The following is a 15,160-nucleotide window of genomic DNA, read 5'->3' as shown; positions in this document are numbered from 1 at the left end:
GTCGGTGATCTCACTGGCGCCCCAATCCCTGTGGGAGCGAGCTTGCTCGCGATGGCAATTGTTCAGTCGAAAAAAATGTTGCCTGATAGACCGCTATCGCGAGCAAGCTCGCTCCCACAGGTTTAAGCGTGTTAGCCGTCTTCTTCTATATCCAGCAACAGATTTTCCAGCGCCTCTCGGTACTCGCCGGGCTCCTTCCACATCCCCCGATGTTGCGCCTCGAGCATGCGTTCGGTCATGTCGCGCAAGGCATAGGGGTTGTGTTCACGGACAAAATCCCGGGTGTCCGGGTCGAGCAAATAGGCATCGGCCAGCAACGCGTACTGGTGATCGTCGATCAACTGCGTCGTGGCATCGAAGGCGAACAGGTTGTCGACCGTCGCGGCCATCTCGAAGGCACCTTTGTAGCCGTGACGCTTGACGCCTTCGAGCCACTTCGGATTGGCCGCCCGGGAGCGGATCACCCGGTTCAGCTCTTCCTTCAGGGTGCGAATCTTCGGCAGGTCCGGCTGGCTGTGGTCGCCATAATAGCTGGCCGCCGCCTCGCCTTTCAGGCTTTCCACCGCCGCGAGCATGCCGCCCTGGAACTGGTAGTAATCGTTGGAGTCGAGCAGATCGTGCTCGCGGTTATCCTGGTTTTGCAGCACCGCCTGTACCTGGCTCAGGCGCTGGCTGAACTGTTCGCGGGCGGCGGTGCCTTCGTCGGACCCGCCGTAAGCGTAGCCGCCCCAGTTGAGGTAGACCTCGGCCAGGTCCTCGCGGCTCTGCCACAGGCGACCGTCGATGGCGCCCTGCACTCCCGCGCCGTAGGCACCGGGTTTGGCCCCGAAAATCCGCCAGCCGGCCTGACGCCGCGCAGCCACTTCATCGAGCCCTGACTGCAGCAAGGCTGCGCGTTCGGCGCGTACCTTGGCCGCCAACGGGTTGAGGTCATCCGGTTCATCGAGGTCGGCCACCGCTTGCACCGCCGCGTCGAACAAGCGAATCAGATTGGCAAAGGCATCGCGGAAGAAACCGGACACGCGCAAGGTCACGTCCACCCGCGGACGGTCGAGCAAACTCAACGGCAGAATCTCGAAATCATCGACCCGCTGGCTGCCGGTGGCCCACACCGGACGCACCCCCATCAGCGCCATGGCCTGGGCGATGTCATCGCCGCCGGTGCGCATGGTCGCGGTGCCCCACACCGACAAACCGAGCTGGCGCAAATGATCGCCATGGTCTTGCAGGTGCCGTTCGAGGATCAGGTTGGCCGACTGGAACCCGATACGCCACGCCGTGGTGGTCGGCAGGTTGCGCACGTCCACCGAATAGAAGTTGCGACCGGTGGGCAGCACGTCCAGGCGACCACGACTCGGCGCGCCGCTGGGACCGGCCGGGACGAAGCGACCGCTCAGGGCATCGAGCAATCCGCGCATTTCCGCCGGACCGCAGGCGTCCAGACGCGGGGCGACCACCTCACGCAGGTTGTCGATGATGGCTTGCACTTCAGTCCAGCCCGCCTTTTGTGGGAGCGGGCTTGTCTCCGGGCGGTGTTCCGACGAATCGGTTGAGCATTCAACATTGATGTCGATTGACCCACCGCTTTCGCGAGCAAGCCCGCTCCCACAGGGGCTGTTCAAAGCGTCCGAAATCAACTGTGCGGCGAACAACTCCAGGCGTTCGCGGGTATCGCCCGCCGTACGCCAGGTCTCTTCGCTGATACCCACAAGAACCTCGGGGCGCGGCCCAGTCCACGGCTCGGCCAAGGCGCAATCGAGCGGATCGAACCCTAGTCCGAAGGCCTTGGCCAGTGCCCGCAGCAAACTCGACTGCGCGCCCCGGCCATCGCCCCGTGGAATGCGTAACAACGCCAGCAAGGTGTCGATACGCAAACGCCCGGTGGGCGATTCGCCGAACACATGCAGGCCGTCGCGGATCTGCGACTCCTTCAAATCGCACAGGTAAGTGTCGAGCTGCGGCAACCAGATCGCCGCGTCGGCATCACTGTCGAGCTGTTCGTCCAGTTGCAGTTCACGGTCGATGTGGGTGTCGCGCACCAGTTGCAGGATGTCGCGCTGCAACTCTCGGGCACGTCGCGGATCGAGCAACTGCGCTTCGTAATACTCGTCGGCCAACAGCTCAAGGTTGCGCAGCGGGCCGTAGGTTTCGGCGCGGGTCAGCGGTGGCATCAGGTGATCGATGATCACGGCCTGGGTGCGCCGCTTGGCCTGGGCGCCCTCGCCCGGGTCGTTGACGATGAACGGATAGATGTTCGGCAGCGGCCCGAGCAACGCATCTGGCCAGCAATGTTCCGACAGCCCGACGCCCTTGCCCGGCAGCCATTCAAGGTTGCCGTGCTTGCCGACGTGGATCACACCGTGGGCGCCATAGGTGTTGCGCAACCAGAAGTAGAACGCCAGGTAGCCATGGGGCGGCACCAGGTCCGGGTCGTGATACACCGCGCTCGGGTCGACCTGATAACCCCGGGCCGGCTGAATGCCGACGAAGGTCAGGCCAAAACGCAGGCCGGCGATCATCATCCGTCCGCTGCGGCACATCGGGTCGCTTTCCGGTGCGCCCCAACGTTCGAGCACCGCCGCACGGTTGGCGTCGGGCAGTGCGTTGAACATCGCCAGATAGTCATCCATTCCCAGGCTTTGCTGGCACGGACGCAGGTCGAGGGTCTCGAGATCGTTGCTGACACCGCCCAGCAACTGCTGGATCAGCGCGGTGCCACTGTCGGGCAATTGGGCCGGTAACGGATAACCTTCGGCATGCAGCGCCCGCAGGATATTCAGCGCGGCGGCCGGGGTGTCGAGACCGACGCCATTACCGATGCGACCATCGCGGGTCGGGTAATTGGCGAGAATCAAGGCAATGCGTTTTTCCGCATTAGGTACCCGTCCCAGATCGACCCAGCGCCGCGCCAGCTCGGCCACGAAATCCATGCGCTCCGGTTGTGGCCGGTAGCAAACAACATCCGACTGGCTGCGCTCACTGCGCCATGCCAGGTCCTTGAAACTGATCGGGCGGCTGATGATGCGTCCATCCAGCTCAGGCAACGCGATATGCATCGCCAGATCACGAGGGCCAAGTCCCTGTTCGCTGGCGCGCCAACCGGGCTCGTTGTCCTGGGCGCAAATCGCCTGGATCACCGCAATATTGCGGCGAAACGGGCGCAGATGGGGTGCTTCGGGGCTGGACTGGGCGAAACCCGTGGTGTTCAGTATCACCGAGACGCTGGCCTCATCCAGCCAGTCCTCGACCACGCCAAGGCAACCGGGCTCTTTCAGGCTGGCCAGCGCGATCGGCAACGGATTCAACCCCGCCGCCTGCAAGCGCTGGCAAAAAACATCAATGAAAGCGGTGTTCGCCGCCTGCAAATGCGATCGGTAAAACAGCACCGCCGCCACCGGTTGATCGGCGTGCCAGTCGGCTTGCCAGTCGCTCAGTGCAGCGTGGTGTTTGTGCGGATGGTAGATCGCCGTGCGCGGCAGGGTTTGCGGCTCGCCCCAGGTGTAATCACGGGCCAGCCAGCGGTTGGCCAGGCAGCGGAAGAAATCCAGGGCGTTGCCCATGCCGCCCTGGCGCAGAAACTGCCAGAGCCGGTCGCGATCCTCGGCACCGACGGTGCTCAGGTCACTGAGCTCCGGGTCCGGACGATCATCACCCGGCACCAGAATCACCTGCACACCACGCTGCGACAGTTCGACCAGGCGCTCGATGCCGTAACGCCAATAGGCGATGCCGCCGTGCAGCGAAATCAGGATCACCCTGGCGTGACGCAGCACTTCATCGACGTACAAATCGACCGAGGCATGGTTCTGCACCTGCATCGGGTTGGCCAAGCGTACGCTCGGGTAATCGTCGGGCAATTGCTGCGCCGCTTCGGCGAGCAGCGCCAGGCTGGAATCGCCGCTGCACAGGACCACCAGTTCGGCGGGGGTTTGTCCAAGGTCGGCAATGTTGTCATCCGACACGAAACCGCCGGGCTGGGTCCTGAGCAGGTGCATGGCTTACACGCTGAGCGCGGCGCGCAATTGCGCTTCGAGTACAGTGGCGTCCAGTTCCTGGCCGATCAGCACCAGGCGGGTGACGCGCGCTTCTTCGGCGCCCCACTGGCGGTCGAAATGCTTGTCGAAACGCGTGCCCACGCCCTGGATCAGCAGGCGCATCGGCTTGTTCGGAATCGCCGCAAAACCCTTGACCCGCAGGATGCCGTGCTGGACCACCAACTGGGTCAGCGCGTCCAGCAGCAGGCTTTCGTCGGCTTGCGGCAGTTCGATGGAGATCGAATCGAAGGCGTCGTGATCGTGGTCGTCATGATCATCGTCTCCATCGTGATGATGGTCGTGGTGACTGTGACGGCTGTCGATGTGTTCTTCGGAGCCGGCTCCCAGGCCGATCAGCACGTCCAGCGGCAGGCGACCACTGCTGGCTTCGATGATTTTCACCGCCGGCGGCAATTCCTCGGCGACTTCCAGACGCACGCGGGCCAGGTCCGCCGGATTGATGAGGTCGGCTTTGTTGAGGATCACCAGGTCAGCGCTGGCCAGTTGGTCGGCGAACAGTTCGTGCAGCGGCGATTCGTGGTCCAGGTTCGGGTCGAGCTTGCGCTGGGCGTCGACCTGATCCGGGAACGCGGCGAAGGTGCCGGCGGCAACGGCCGGGCTGTCGACCACGGTGATCACCGCATCCACCGTGCAGGCACTGCGGATTTCCGGCCACTGGAAGGCCTGCACCAGCGGCTTTGGCAGCGCCAGACCGGACGTTTCGATGAGAATGTGGTCCAGATCGCCGCGACGGGCCACCAGTTCACGCATCACCGGGAAGAATTCTTCCTGGACGGTGCAGCACAGGCAGCCGTTGGCCAGCTCATAGACACGGCCGTTGGCTTCTTCTTCGGTGCAACCGATGGAGCACTGCTTGAGGATTTCACCGTCGATGCCCAGCTCGCCAAATTCGTTGACGATCACTGCGATGCGGCGACCCTGGGCGTTGTCGAGCATGTGCCGCAGCAGCGTGGTCTTGCCCGAGCCGAGAAAGCCGGTAACGATGGTGACGGGGAGTTTGGCCAGTGTTTTCATCGGATGCCCTATGGCTAATGTGGCGGGCATACGGGACGACAACCGGCAACGCGGACACGCGTGCCTGAAGAGTTCGCCACCGGATCACCCCGCCCGGTTGAAAGTGAGAATCTGTGACGAGGCAGGTCTCCTGGCTGACGGTGTGCCGGCCTTGAGCCTGGCATTCGCTGCGCCTTCCCGCCGGCCTCATGGATTGAGCCTGCAGTGGCGTGGCAACGAACATCACCGTTCACAGTTGCGGGGGCAGCCGCGGCATCGACCGCGTTCCCTTCTTAGCTTCGGCAAATGCCGAAGAACCTCGAAAGCGCAAGGCTACGCATGGTGGGAAGACCGGTCAATCACTGTAGGAGCTGCCGAAGGCTGCGATCCTTTGATTTCCCTTTTAAAAACAAGATCAAAAGATCGTCCGAACGCGGCCCGAGCCTTCGGCAGCTCCTACAAAGAGCCGAGCATCATTCAGTCTCAAGTGAGAACCCTTGCCAATTGACGCCCAACCCCCGCCCATGCTCTCCTACACGCCTTGTTACGGGTGCCCTTCACAGGGTGAAACGGGAAACCGGTGAATCATGTGCTTTACTCTTAAGCCATGTCAGTCCGGTGCTGCCCCCGCAACGGTAAGCGAGCGAAGCGTCAGATCCACTGTGCCACTGCGGCATGGGAAGGTGACGTTTTCAGGTTCAGGCGCAAGCCTTCGCCCCTCGTGAGCCCGGAGACCGGCCCGCAACACAAAGTGACCAGTACGGTCACTGAACCAACAAACCCGCGGTGGGCGGGCGCTGTTCGAAACCTTGCGCGCCTGGTCGCGCGGGTTTTTGCATGCGCTCTTATTCCCCGCTGACAGACCAGAGGGAAACGCCATGTCGATCATCAGCAGCGCCGAACACACAGCCGCGAGCACCACCTCAACCCTGACCCAACGTCTGACCGTTGCCGTCTGCGCGTCGATCCTGGGCGCGTGCCTTGTGTATTTTGCCGGTTTCTCGCACATCGAAGCGGTGCACAATGCCGCCCACGATACCCGCCACAGCTCCGCGTTTCCGTGCCATTGAGAGCTGTCGACATGATCAAGCGTATTGCGCAAACCGCAGGTTTCACCGGGTTGCTGGCCGCCCTGTTGCTGACGCTGCTGCAAAGCTTCTGGGTCGCCCCGCTGATTTTGCAGGCCGAGACCTACGAAAAATCCGAACCGGCCGCTGTTGAAGTGCATGAACACGCCGACGGTGCGATGGCTGCCCACACCCACGATGCACAAGCCTGGGAGCCGGAAGATGGCTGGCAGCGCGTGCTGTCGACCACCGGTGGCAACCTGGTGGTGGCCGTCGGTTTCGCCCTGATGCTGGCCGGTCTGTACACCTTGCGTGCGCCGACCAAAACCTCGCAGGGCCTGCTCTGGGGCCTGGCCGGTTACGCGACCTTCGTGCTCGCGCCGACCCTCGGCCTGCCGCCTGAATTGCCAGGCACTGCCGCGGCCGACCTGGCACAACGGCAACTGTGGTGGATCGGTACCGCCGCCTCCACCGCCGTCGGTATCGCGCTGATCGTGTTCAGCCGTCACTGGCTGATGAAAGTCCTCGGTGCGGCGATCCTCGCCGTTCCCCATGTGATTGGCGCACCGCAACCGCAAGTGCATTCGATGCTCGCTCCAGAGGCGCTGGAAACCCAGTTCAAAATCGCTTCGCAACTGACCAACGTGGCGTTCTGGCTGGCCCTGGGCCTGATCAGCGCCTGGTTGTTCCGTCGCAAAAGCGATGGTCAATACCACGCATGACGGATATCAGCACAGCGCCGACCCTGGTGGTCGGCCTGGGCTGCCAGCGAGGCTGCCCTGTCAGCACGTTGCGGGCGCTGCTCGACCAGGCGTTGGCCGCGCATCAAATTCCCCTGCATGCAATCAAGGCACTGGCCAGCATCGATTTGAAGCGCGACGAACCTGCGCTGATCGAACTGGCTGAGCAGCTTGGCCTGGAACTGATGTATTTCAGCAGTGAACAACTGGCCGCTTATGAACCGCAACTCAGTCATCAATCGCAAATAGCCTTTGAACGCACCGGTTGCTACGGCGTGGCGGAAAGCGCCGCCCTGGCGCTGGCGGAACAGTTGGCCCAGGCCCCGGCAAAACTGCTGATTCCACGACAAAAATATGCCCAGGCAACCCTGGCATTGGCTGGCGCTGCGTAAAAAACCGATAATCTCCGCCTTTGATCATGAACATTCTTCATCTGAAGCCCTGTTCAGCCCCTTTTTTTCCCCACAGGAACCGACGATGACCGTCTACTTCATTGGCGCAGGTCCCGGCGACCCCGAACTGATTACCGTCAAGGGCCAGCGGCTGATTCGCAGCTGTCCGGTGATCATTTATGCCGGCTCCCTGGTGCCTGCCGCCGTGCTGGAAGGTCACTGTGCCGAACAGGTGGTCAACAGCGCCGAACTGCACCTGGAACAGATCATCGACCTGATCAAGAGCGCCCACGCCAAGGGCCAGGATGTGGCCCGGGTGCACTCCGGCGATCCGAGCCTGTATGGCGCCATTGGCGAGCAGATTCGCTATCTGCGTGAGCTGGGCATTGCGTTCGAAATCGTCCCTGGCGTGACGGCCACAGCCGCTTGCGCTGCGCTCTTGGGCGCGGAACTGACGCTGCCGGACATTTCGCAAAGCGTGATCCTGACGCGTTACGCCGACAAAACCGCCATGCCTCCCGGAGAGGAATTCTCCAGCCTGGCGCAGCACGGCGCGACCATGGCGATTCACTTGGGGGTCAATCACCTGGCGAAGATCGTTGAGGAACTGCTGCCCCATTACGGCGCCGATTGCCCGATTGCAGTGGTTCACCGCGCGAGCTGGCCGGATCAGGATTGGGTGGTGGGCACGCTTGAGGATATTGCCGGGAAAGTTGAAGCCAAGGGCTTTCGCCGTACGGCGTTGATTCTGGTGGGACGGGTGCTGGGCAGTGACCACTTCAGCGAGTCGTCGCTGTATCGCGCGGGGCATGCGCATCTCTACCGCCCTTAAAATCAAAAGATCGCAGCCTTCGGCAGCTCCTACAACAGAATGCGTACACCTGTAGGAGCTGCCGAAGGCTGCGGTCTTTTATGCCGCAGCGAACACCTTACTTAGTAGTAGGCGTTTTCTTTCTGCGTGTGGTCGGTCACGTCGCGAACACCCTTGAGCTCAGGGATGCGCTCGAGCAAAGTGCGCTCGATGCCTTCCTTCAGCGTCACATCGGCCTGGCCGCAGCCCTGGCAACCACCGCCGAACTGCAGGACGGCGATGCCGTCTTCGACCACGTCGATCAGGCTGACCTGACCGCCGTGGCTGGCGAGCCCGGGGTTGATCTCGGTTTGCAGGTAGTAGTTGATGCGCTCGTTGACCGGGCTGTCGGCGTTGACCATCGGTACCTTGGCGTTTGGCGCCTTGATGGTCAGCTGGCCGCCCATGCGGTCGGTGGCGTAGTCGACAACGGCATCGTCCAGGAAAGCTTCGCTGAAGTGGTCGATGTACGCGGTGAAGCTTTTGAGCCCCAGCGCGGTGTCTTCGGGTTTTTCTTCGCCCGGCTTGCAGTAGGCAATGCAGGTTTCGGCGTACTGGGTGCCAGGCTGGGTGATGAAGACGCGAATGCCGATGCCCGGGGTGTTCTGCTTGGAGAGCAGATCAGCCAGGTAATCGTGGGCGGCGTCAGTGATGGTAATAGCGGTCATGGAAACTCCTCGCAGGCTTGGGCGCAGTTTACGCCAATCAACGCGCCGGACAAAGTCCTAGTATTTTTGTCGGGAAAAGATCCCGATGATCTCTCCCTGTAGGAGCTGCCGCAGGCTGCGATCTCTTGATTTGTTTTTTAGATCAAAAGATCGCAGCCTGCGGCAGCTCCTACAGGAGGGCCCAGTGGTTCAAAGGTTCTCGTAGCGGTTCATGTCCAGCACGCCCTCTTCCACCGGATCGTTTTCCTGGATGTAGCGGCTCAGATCATGGAAATAGAACCAGAATTGCGGATGACTGCGACGTACTCCCCAACGTTCGACGATTTTCTCGAAGCTGTCGGTGTCCTTGGCGCTTTCCATCGCATCCACAAACGCCGGCACTTGCCCGGCCGGGATGTTGAACATGAAGTTCGGGTAGCTGCTGAGCACACCCGGGAAAATCGTCAGGGTGTCGAGCCCCGGTTGGTAACGCAGTGATTCACCGAGCAAAAACGCCACGTTGCTATGGGCACGGTTACGCAGCAGGCTGTAGACCTCACGCTTGCCGCTGCTGGTTTCGATACGCAGCATAGTGGCTTCCGGCAACAGGTCGATGACCTTCAGCCCCGCAGCCGGACGCGAAGTCAGGCGACTGAGCGCCTGCTCGGCACTTTGCAGGTCCGGGTCGATGTTCGGCCGTGAACAATAGGCGCCGTCGCAGCGATTGATCGGGTCGGGCCTGGCATTAAGGTCGCCGTATCGGGCCAGCAGCTGATTGGCAAAGTCACGCTTGGGATCAGCCGGGTTCAGCTTCAGCGCGGTCGGCTTGTCGTCATCGATGGTCTCGTAGTCGAGCCACATCTTGAATTTGCCACTGTTTTGATACCAGTCGTCCAGGTAGTCATCCCGGGAATCGGCGGGCATCAGGCGCAGGAAATTCTGCTCGGCGCCGTTGCGGATCAGGTCGAAATACAAGCGCGTCTGGGCCTGGTGGGACAGGTTGCCGAACACATCGAAGTTCACCGCCAATTGATAGTAGGTGCGTTCCAGCAGCGGATAGTCGAACAGCCATACGGTTTGCGGCACCTCGCCGATCAGGCCCTTGGTCACCGAAGCACTGTCGAAATGGCGGAAGATACTCAGCAACGCATTGTCGTTGCCGGCCCAGAGGGTCGACCAGCTTGGCGCGGGCTCATCGGCGTAGCTGTCCCGGCGCAAGGCTTCGTATTCATTTCGCTTGTCACGGTAGTCGTGCCACAGGCTGAGGACGCTGCCGACATCATCGTTCTGCCCCGGCATGGCCAGCAACGGCGTGGCTTGCCCGCGATAATTCGGATCGGTGACATACAGGTCGTGCTCGGGCGCCTGGAACAGCGCCCAGAAATTATCGCGGATCACGTCCGTGGCGATCTGACCGCGACACACTGGCCCACGGATAAAGGTGCGCACGAAGTACTCGGCGTTATCGAGCATGAACTGATAGCGCGCCTGGGCCGGAATCGCTTCGAAGGTGGCAAACGGGTTGGCCCGGCTCTGCGGTCCATAGCCCGGCAATGCGTCGACCTGCCAGTTGCCGCTGTAGAACAGGCTCTTGACCCGCGCCAGTTTCGCCGGACTCAGCGCATAGGTGATGTGGGTCTTGTGCACGATCACGCCCTGCACCGGCCACAAGCGATAGTAGAACTGCGTGCCCGGATCATCGTTCGGGCGACGGGTGTTGATCAGGTCAATCGGCTGGCCGGTCGGGGTGCGCGAACGCACCCACTGGAAGAAATGCCCAGGCTCGCCGTCCTTGAAGTAGAGATGGGCGAGGAACCAGTGCTCGAACAGCCAGCGCCCCACCAGGCTTTCCCGGGCGCCCGGCGCATTGAGCAGGTTTTCCCATTGCACCACCTGCAAGGCTTCCCTGGCGCTGGGCGCCAGCGCCAGCTGATCGATCGGCGCGCCTGCCGCCAGCCAGCGTTGCAGCGTCTGGTACTGCTGGTCGGTCAGGCCGGTCACTGCCAGCGGCATGCCCTCTTTTGGATGCCTGGCGGCATAGCCGTCGAACTCCCCGGGCATGGCACACATGTTTTCCCGATTCAGGCCCAGGACGATGTCTTCCGGCAACTTCGCGTTGGGTTGCAACGGAGTCTTGTGGCCAAGCTCCAGCATCCGCGCCATCAGTGCAGCCTGGCTGCCCTGGGTATCGAGTACCGAATAAAAGCCCTTTTGCTGCCAGGCCTGTTTGCCGGAAGCGTCATAGAACAGTCGGGTCGGTGCAACCGCCTGACGACGGTCACCGTCGTAGACCGGGACTTTGGTTGCGCCACGTGCCGCGCCCTCACCGCTGCCCAGGTTGAGCTGACAGGCGGCGTCGTAGCAGGCGTGGCAGGCCACGCACTTTTCAGTGAAGATCGGTTGAATGTCACGGCTATAGGAAATAGCAGGTGAAATGGCAGTGGGAATCACCGGGCCTTGCGCCAGAGCGCCCCAGCTTAAACACAACAACAATGTGCCGATGACGAAGCGATACGACATGTCCCTGGTCCTGAATCCTGAAAAAACGCCGCGATTCTACCGGTCTGTCATCCTTACCAACATGAACGATATTCATGCAAATTCGAGTCATGCTCCAAAAGCGCACAGGTTTGCTATCATCCCGGCCCTTCGTCATGGCCTTACCGAGTAGTCCAAATGTCCGATCGCAGCGTTCGCCTTCAAGCTCTCAAGCACGCCCTCAAAGAGCGCATCCTGATTCTCGATGGCGGTATGGGCACGATGATCCAGAGCTACAAGCTCGAAGAGCAGGATTACCGTGGCAAACGCTTCGCTGACTGGCCAAGCGACGTCAAAGGCAACAACGACCTGTTGGTACTGACTCGCCCGGATGTGATTGGCGGCATTGAAAAAGCCTACCTGGACGCCGGCGCCGACATTCTCGAAACCAACACCTTCAACGCCACCCAGATCTCCCTCGCCGACTACGGCATGCAAGGCCTGGCGTATGAATTAAACGTAGAAGGCGCGCGCCTGGCGCGCAAGGTCGCCGACGCCAAGACCCTGGAAACCCCGGACAAGCCGCGCTTCGTTGCCGGCGTGCTCGGTCCTACAAGTCGCACCTGCTCGTTGTCCCCGGACGTGAACAACCCCGGCTACCGCAACGTGACCTTCGATGAACTGGTGGAAAACTACACCGAGTCCACCAAGGGTCTGATCGAAGGCGGCGCCGACCTGATCCTGATCGAAACCATTTTCGACACCCTCAACGCCAAGGCGGCGATCTTCGCCGTACAAGGCGTGTTCGAGGAGTTGGGCATTGAATTGCCGATCATGATCTCCGGCACCATCACCGACGCCTCGGGCCGTACCCTGTCGGGCCAGACCACCGAAGCGTTCTGGAACTCCGTGGCCCACGCCAAGCCGATTTCCGTCGGCCTGAACTGCGCCCTCGGCGCCCGAGAATTGCGCCCGTACCTCGAAGAGCTGTCGAACAAGGCCAACACCCACGTTTCCGCGCACCCGAACGCCGGCCTGCCGAACGAATTCGGTGAGTACGACGAACTGCCGTCGGAAACCGCCAAGGTCATCGAAGAGTTCGCCCAGAGCGGCTTCTTGAACATCGTCGGCGGCTGCTGCGGCACTACGCCGGGGCACATCGAAGCCATCGCCAAGGCCGTGGCCGGTTATGCCCCGCGCCAGATTCCGGACATCCCGAAGGCCTGCCGCCTCTCGGGCCTTGAACCGTTCACCATCGATCGCAACTCGCTGTTCGTCAACGTCGGCGAGCGCACCAACATCACCGGTTCCGCCAAGTTCGCCCGCCTGATCCGCGAAGACAACTACACCGAAGCCCTGGAAGTCGCCCTGCAGCAGGTTGAAGCCGGCGCCCAGGTGATCGACATCAACATGGACGAAGGGATGCTCGATTCGAAGAAGGCCATGGTGACCTTCCTCAATCTGATTGCCGGCGAACCGGACATCTCCCGCGTACCGATCATGATCGACTCCTCCAAGTGGGAAGTGATCGAAGCCGGTCTCAAGTGCATCCAGGGCAAGGGCATCGTCAACTCGATCAGCATGAAAGAAGGCGTCGAGCAGTTCATCCATCACGCCAAGCTGTGCAAGCGCTACGGCGCCGCCGTGGTGGTGATGGCCTTCGACGAAGCCGGCCAGGCCGACACCGAAGCGCGCAAGAAGGAAATCTGCAAACGTTCCTACGACATTCTGGTCAACGAAGTGGACTTCCCGCCGGAAGACATCATCTTCGACCCGAACATCTTTGCCGTCGCCACCGGTATCGAAGAACACAACAACTACGCCGTCGATTTCATTAATGCGTGCGCCTACATCCGTGACGAACTGCCGTATGCGCTGACCTCGGGCGGCGTGTCCAACGTGTCGTTCTCGTTCCGTGGCAACAACCCGGTGCGCGAGGCGATCCACTCGGTGTTCCTGCTGTACGCGATCCGCTCCGGGCTGACCATGGGTATCGTCAACGCCGGGCAACTGGAGATCTACGACCAGATCCCGGCGGAACTGCGTGATGCCGTGGAAGACGTGATCCTCAACCGCACCCCGGAAGGCACCGACGCCCTCCTCGCCATCGCCGACAAGTACAAGGGCGACGGCAGCGTCAAGGAAGCCGAGACCGAAGAGTGGCGCAACTGGGACGTCAACAAGCGCCTGGAGCACGCCCTGGTCAAGGGCATCACCACTCACATCGTCGAAGACACCGAAGAATCGCGCCAGTCCTTCGCCCGCCCGATCGAAGTGATCGAAGGCCCGCTGATGGCCGGCATGAACATCGTCGGCGACCTGTTCGGCGCCGGCAAAATGTTCCTGCCGCAAGTGGTGAAATCCGCCCGCGTGATGAAGCAGGCCGTGGCCCACCTGATCCCGTTCATCGAACTGGAAAAAGGCGACAAGCCTGAAGCCAAGGGCAAGATCCTCATGGCCACGGTGAAAGGCGACGTGCACGACATCGGCAAGAACATCGTTGGCGTGGTGCTGGGCTGCAACGGCTATGACATCGTCGACCTCGGCGTGATGGTGCCGGCGGAGAAAATCCTGCAAGTGGCCAAGGAACAGAAGTGCGACATCATCGGCCTGTCCGGCCTGATCACCCCGTCGCTGGACGAGATGGTCCACGTCGCCCGCGAAATGCAGCGCCAGGACTTCCACCTGCCGTTGATGATCGGTGGCGCCACCACCTCCAAGGCGCACACGGCGGTGAAAATCGAACCCAAGTACAGCAACGATGCGGTGATCTACGTCACTGACGCTTCCCGCGCCGTGGGCGTGGCGACGCAGTTGCTGTCCAAGGAGCTCAAGGCCGGTTTCGTCGAGAAAACCCGCCAGGACTACATCGAGGTTCGCGAGCGCACCGCCAACCGCAGCGCCCGCACTGAGCGTCTGAGCTATGGTGCGGCCATCGCCAAGAAGCCGCAATTCGACTGGGCGAGCTACACGCCAGTCAAACCGACCTTCACCGGTACCCGGGTGCTGGACAACATCGACCTCAACGTCCTGGCCGAATACATCGACTGGACGCCGTTCTTCATTTCCTGGGACCTGGCCGGCAAGTTTCCGCGCATCCTCCAGGACGAAGTGGTCGGTGAAGCCGCCACCTCGCTGTACAAGGATGCCCGGGAAATGCTGACCAAACTGATCGACGAGAAGCTGATCAGCGCCCGCGCGGTGTTCGGTTTCTGGCCGGCCAACCAGGTGCATGACGACGACATCGAGCTCTATGGCGATGACGGCAAGCCGATGGCCAAGCTGCATCACTTGCGCCAGCAGATCATCAAGACCGACGGCAAGCCGAACTTCTCCCTGGCCGACTTCGTCGCGCCCAAGGACAGTGAAGTGACTGACTACGTGGGTGGTTTCATCACCACTGCGGGGATCGGCGCCGAAGAAGTGGCCAAGGCCTATCAGGACGCCGGCGACGATTACAACTCAATCATGGTCAAGGCCCTGGCCGACCGCCTGGCCGAGGCCTGCGCCGAGTGGCTGCACCAGCAGGTGCGTAAAGACTACTGGGGTTATGCCAAGGATGAAGTGCTGGATAACGAAGCGCTGATCAAGGAGCAGTACAGCGGCATCCGTCCGGCACCAGGGTACCCGGCCTGCCCGGACCACACCGAGAAAGCCCAGCTGTTCGCCTTGCTCGACCCAGAGGCCCAGGAAATGCGCGCAGGTCGCAGCGGCGTGTTCCTCACCGAACACTACGCGATGTTCCCGGCGGCAGCGGTCAGCGGCTGGTACTTCGCTCACCCGCAGGCGCAATACTTTGCCGTGGGCAAGATCGACAAGGACCAGGTGCAGAGCTACACCTCGCGTAAAGGCCAGGAGTTGAGCGTGACCGAACGCTGGCTGGCGCCGAACCTGGGTTACGACAACTGAGTGACCCACTGTGGGAGCGAGCTTGCTCC

General features: G+C 61.7%; 9 protein-coding genes and 2 riboswitches. Of the genes, 5 read left to right on the top strand and 4 right to left on the bottom strand.

The features are described 5' to 3' along the window. Positions 1 to 131: 131 nt before the first annotated feature. Positions 132 to 3,995 carry a cobaltochelatase subunit CobN gene (cobN, locus tag AB4O40_RS01635; RefSeq protein WP_460056475.1) on the bottom strand — a complete coding sequence of 1,288 codons (3,864 nt, stop codon included), beginning with the start codon at positions 3,993 to 3,995 and terminating at the stop codon, positions 132 to 134. 3 nt (positions 3,996 to 3,998) lie between these two features. Then, positions 3,999 to 5,069, bottom strand: coding sequence for a cobalamin biosynthesis protein CobW (gene cobW / locus AB4O40_RS01630; RefSeq protein WP_150753465.1), 1,071 nt, complete (start codon positions 5,067 to 5,069; stop codon positions 3,999 to 4,001). 103 nt (positions 5,070 to 5,172) lie between these two features. Next, positions 5,173 to 5,385: riboswitch (cobalamin riboswitch) on the bottom strand. 194 nt (positions 5,386 to 5,579) lie between these two features. After that, a riboswitch (cobalamin riboswitch) is annotated at positions 5,580 to 5,805 on the top strand. 121 nt (positions 5,806 to 5,926) lie between these two features. On the opposite strand from cobW, the gene AB4O40_RS01625 reads away from it, so the two are divergent. From AB4O40_RS01625 to cobM, 4 genes are all read left to right on the top strand, one after another. Continuing rightward, positions 5,927 to 6,118 (top strand): CbtB domain-containing protein, encoded by a 192-nt coding sequence (locus tag AB4O40_RS01625; RefSeq protein ID WP_223542775.1) that lies wholly within the window; start codon positions 5,927 to 5,929, stop codon positions 6,116 to 6,118. Between the two features lie 11 nt (positions 6,119 to 6,129). After that, positions 6,130 to 6,837, top strand: a complete 708-nt coding sequence (locus AB4O40_RS01620) for a CbtA family protein (protein WP_409078974.1) — start codon at positions 6,130 to 6,132, stop codon at positions 6,835 to 6,837. Beyond that, the gene (locus AB4O40_RS01615) at positions 6,834 to 7,247 is read left to right on the top strand and encodes a cobalamin biosynthesis protein (protein WP_460056479.1); all 414 of its coding nucleotides are present in this window, start codon (positions 6,834 to 6,836) and stop codon (positions 7,245 to 7,247) included. The genes AB4O40_RS01620 and AB4O40_RS01615 overlap by 4 nt, the downstream gene beginning before the upstream one ends. A gap of 85 nt (positions 7,248 to 7,332) precedes the next feature. After that, the gene (cobM, locus tag AB4O40_RS01610) at positions 7,333 to 8,079 is read left to right on the top strand and encodes a precorrin-4 C(11)-methyltransferase (RefSeq protein ID WP_056724408.1); all 747 of its coding nucleotides are present in this window, start codon (positions 7,333 to 7,335) and stop codon (positions 8,077 to 8,079) included. 101 nt (positions 8,080 to 8,180) lie between these two features. Here cobM and nfuA read toward each other — a convergent pair whose 3' ends face one another. Beyond that, positions 8,181 to 8,765 (bottom strand): Fe-S biogenesis protein NfuA, encoded by a 585-nt coding sequence (gene nfuA, locus AB4O40_RS01605; protein ID WP_007912592.1) that lies wholly within the window; start codon positions 8,763 to 8,765, stop codon positions 8,181 to 8,183. A 189-nt stretch (positions 8,766 to 8,954) separates the two neighbouring features. Continuing rightward, positions 8,955 to 11,264, bottom strand: a complete 2,310-nt coding sequence (locus tag AB4O40_RS01600; RefSeq protein WP_056724406.1) for a fatty acid cis/trans isomerase — start codon at positions 11,262 to 11,264, stop codon at positions 8,955 to 8,957. A gap of 156 nt (positions 11,265 to 11,420) precedes the next feature. On the opposite strand from AB4O40_RS01600, the gene metH reads away from it, so the two are divergent. Then, a complete protein-coding gene (metH, locus tag AB4O40_RS01595; RefSeq protein ID WP_056724404.1) occupies positions 11,421 to 15,131 on the top strand; it encodes a methionine synthase in 3,711 nt (1,236 codons plus the stop codon). The last annotated feature ends 29 nt before the right edge of the window (positions 15,132 to 15,160 follow it).

The sequence above is a fragment of the Pseudomonas sp. S2_F07 genome (assembly GCF_054668325.1).
The sequence above is the reverse complement of the archived record's forward strand: the minus strand, read 5'-3'. Positions and strand labels throughout refer to the sequence as shown.

Coding starts and splice junctions, on each gene's coding strand:
- cobN (WP_460056475.1), bottom strand. CDS start 3,995: ATGCACCTGCTCAGGACCCAGCCCGGCGGTTTCGTGTCGGATGACAAC.
- cobW (WP_150753465.1), bottom strand. CDS start 5,069: ATGAAAACACTGGCCAAACTCCCCGTCACCATCGTTACCGGCTTTCTC.
- AB4O40_RS01625 (WP_223542775.1), top strand. CDS start 5,927: ATGTCGATCATCAGCAGCGCCGAACACACAGCCGCGAGCACCACCTCA.
- AB4O40_RS01620 (WP_409078974.1), top strand. CDS start 6,130: ATGATCAAGCGTATTGCGCAAACCGCAGGTTTCACCGGGTTGCTGGCC.
- AB4O40_RS01615 (WP_460056479.1), top strand. CDS start 6,834: ATGACGGATATCAGCACAGCGCCGACCCTGGTGGTCGGCCTGGGCTGC.
- cobM (WP_056724408.1), top strand. CDS start 7,333: ATGACCGTCTACTTCATTGGCGCAGGTCCCGGCGACCCCGAACTGATT.
- nfuA (WP_007912592.1), bottom strand. CDS start 8,765: ATGACCGCTATTACCATCACTGACGCCGCCCACGATTACCTGGCTGAT.
- AB4O40_RS01600 (WP_056724406.1), bottom strand. CDS start 11,264: ATGTCGTATCGCTTCGTCATCGGCACATTGTTGTTGTGTTTAAGCTGG.
- metH (WP_056724404.1), top strand. CDS start 11,421: ATGTCCGATCGCAGCGTTCGCCTTCAAGCTCTCAAGCACGCCCTCAAA.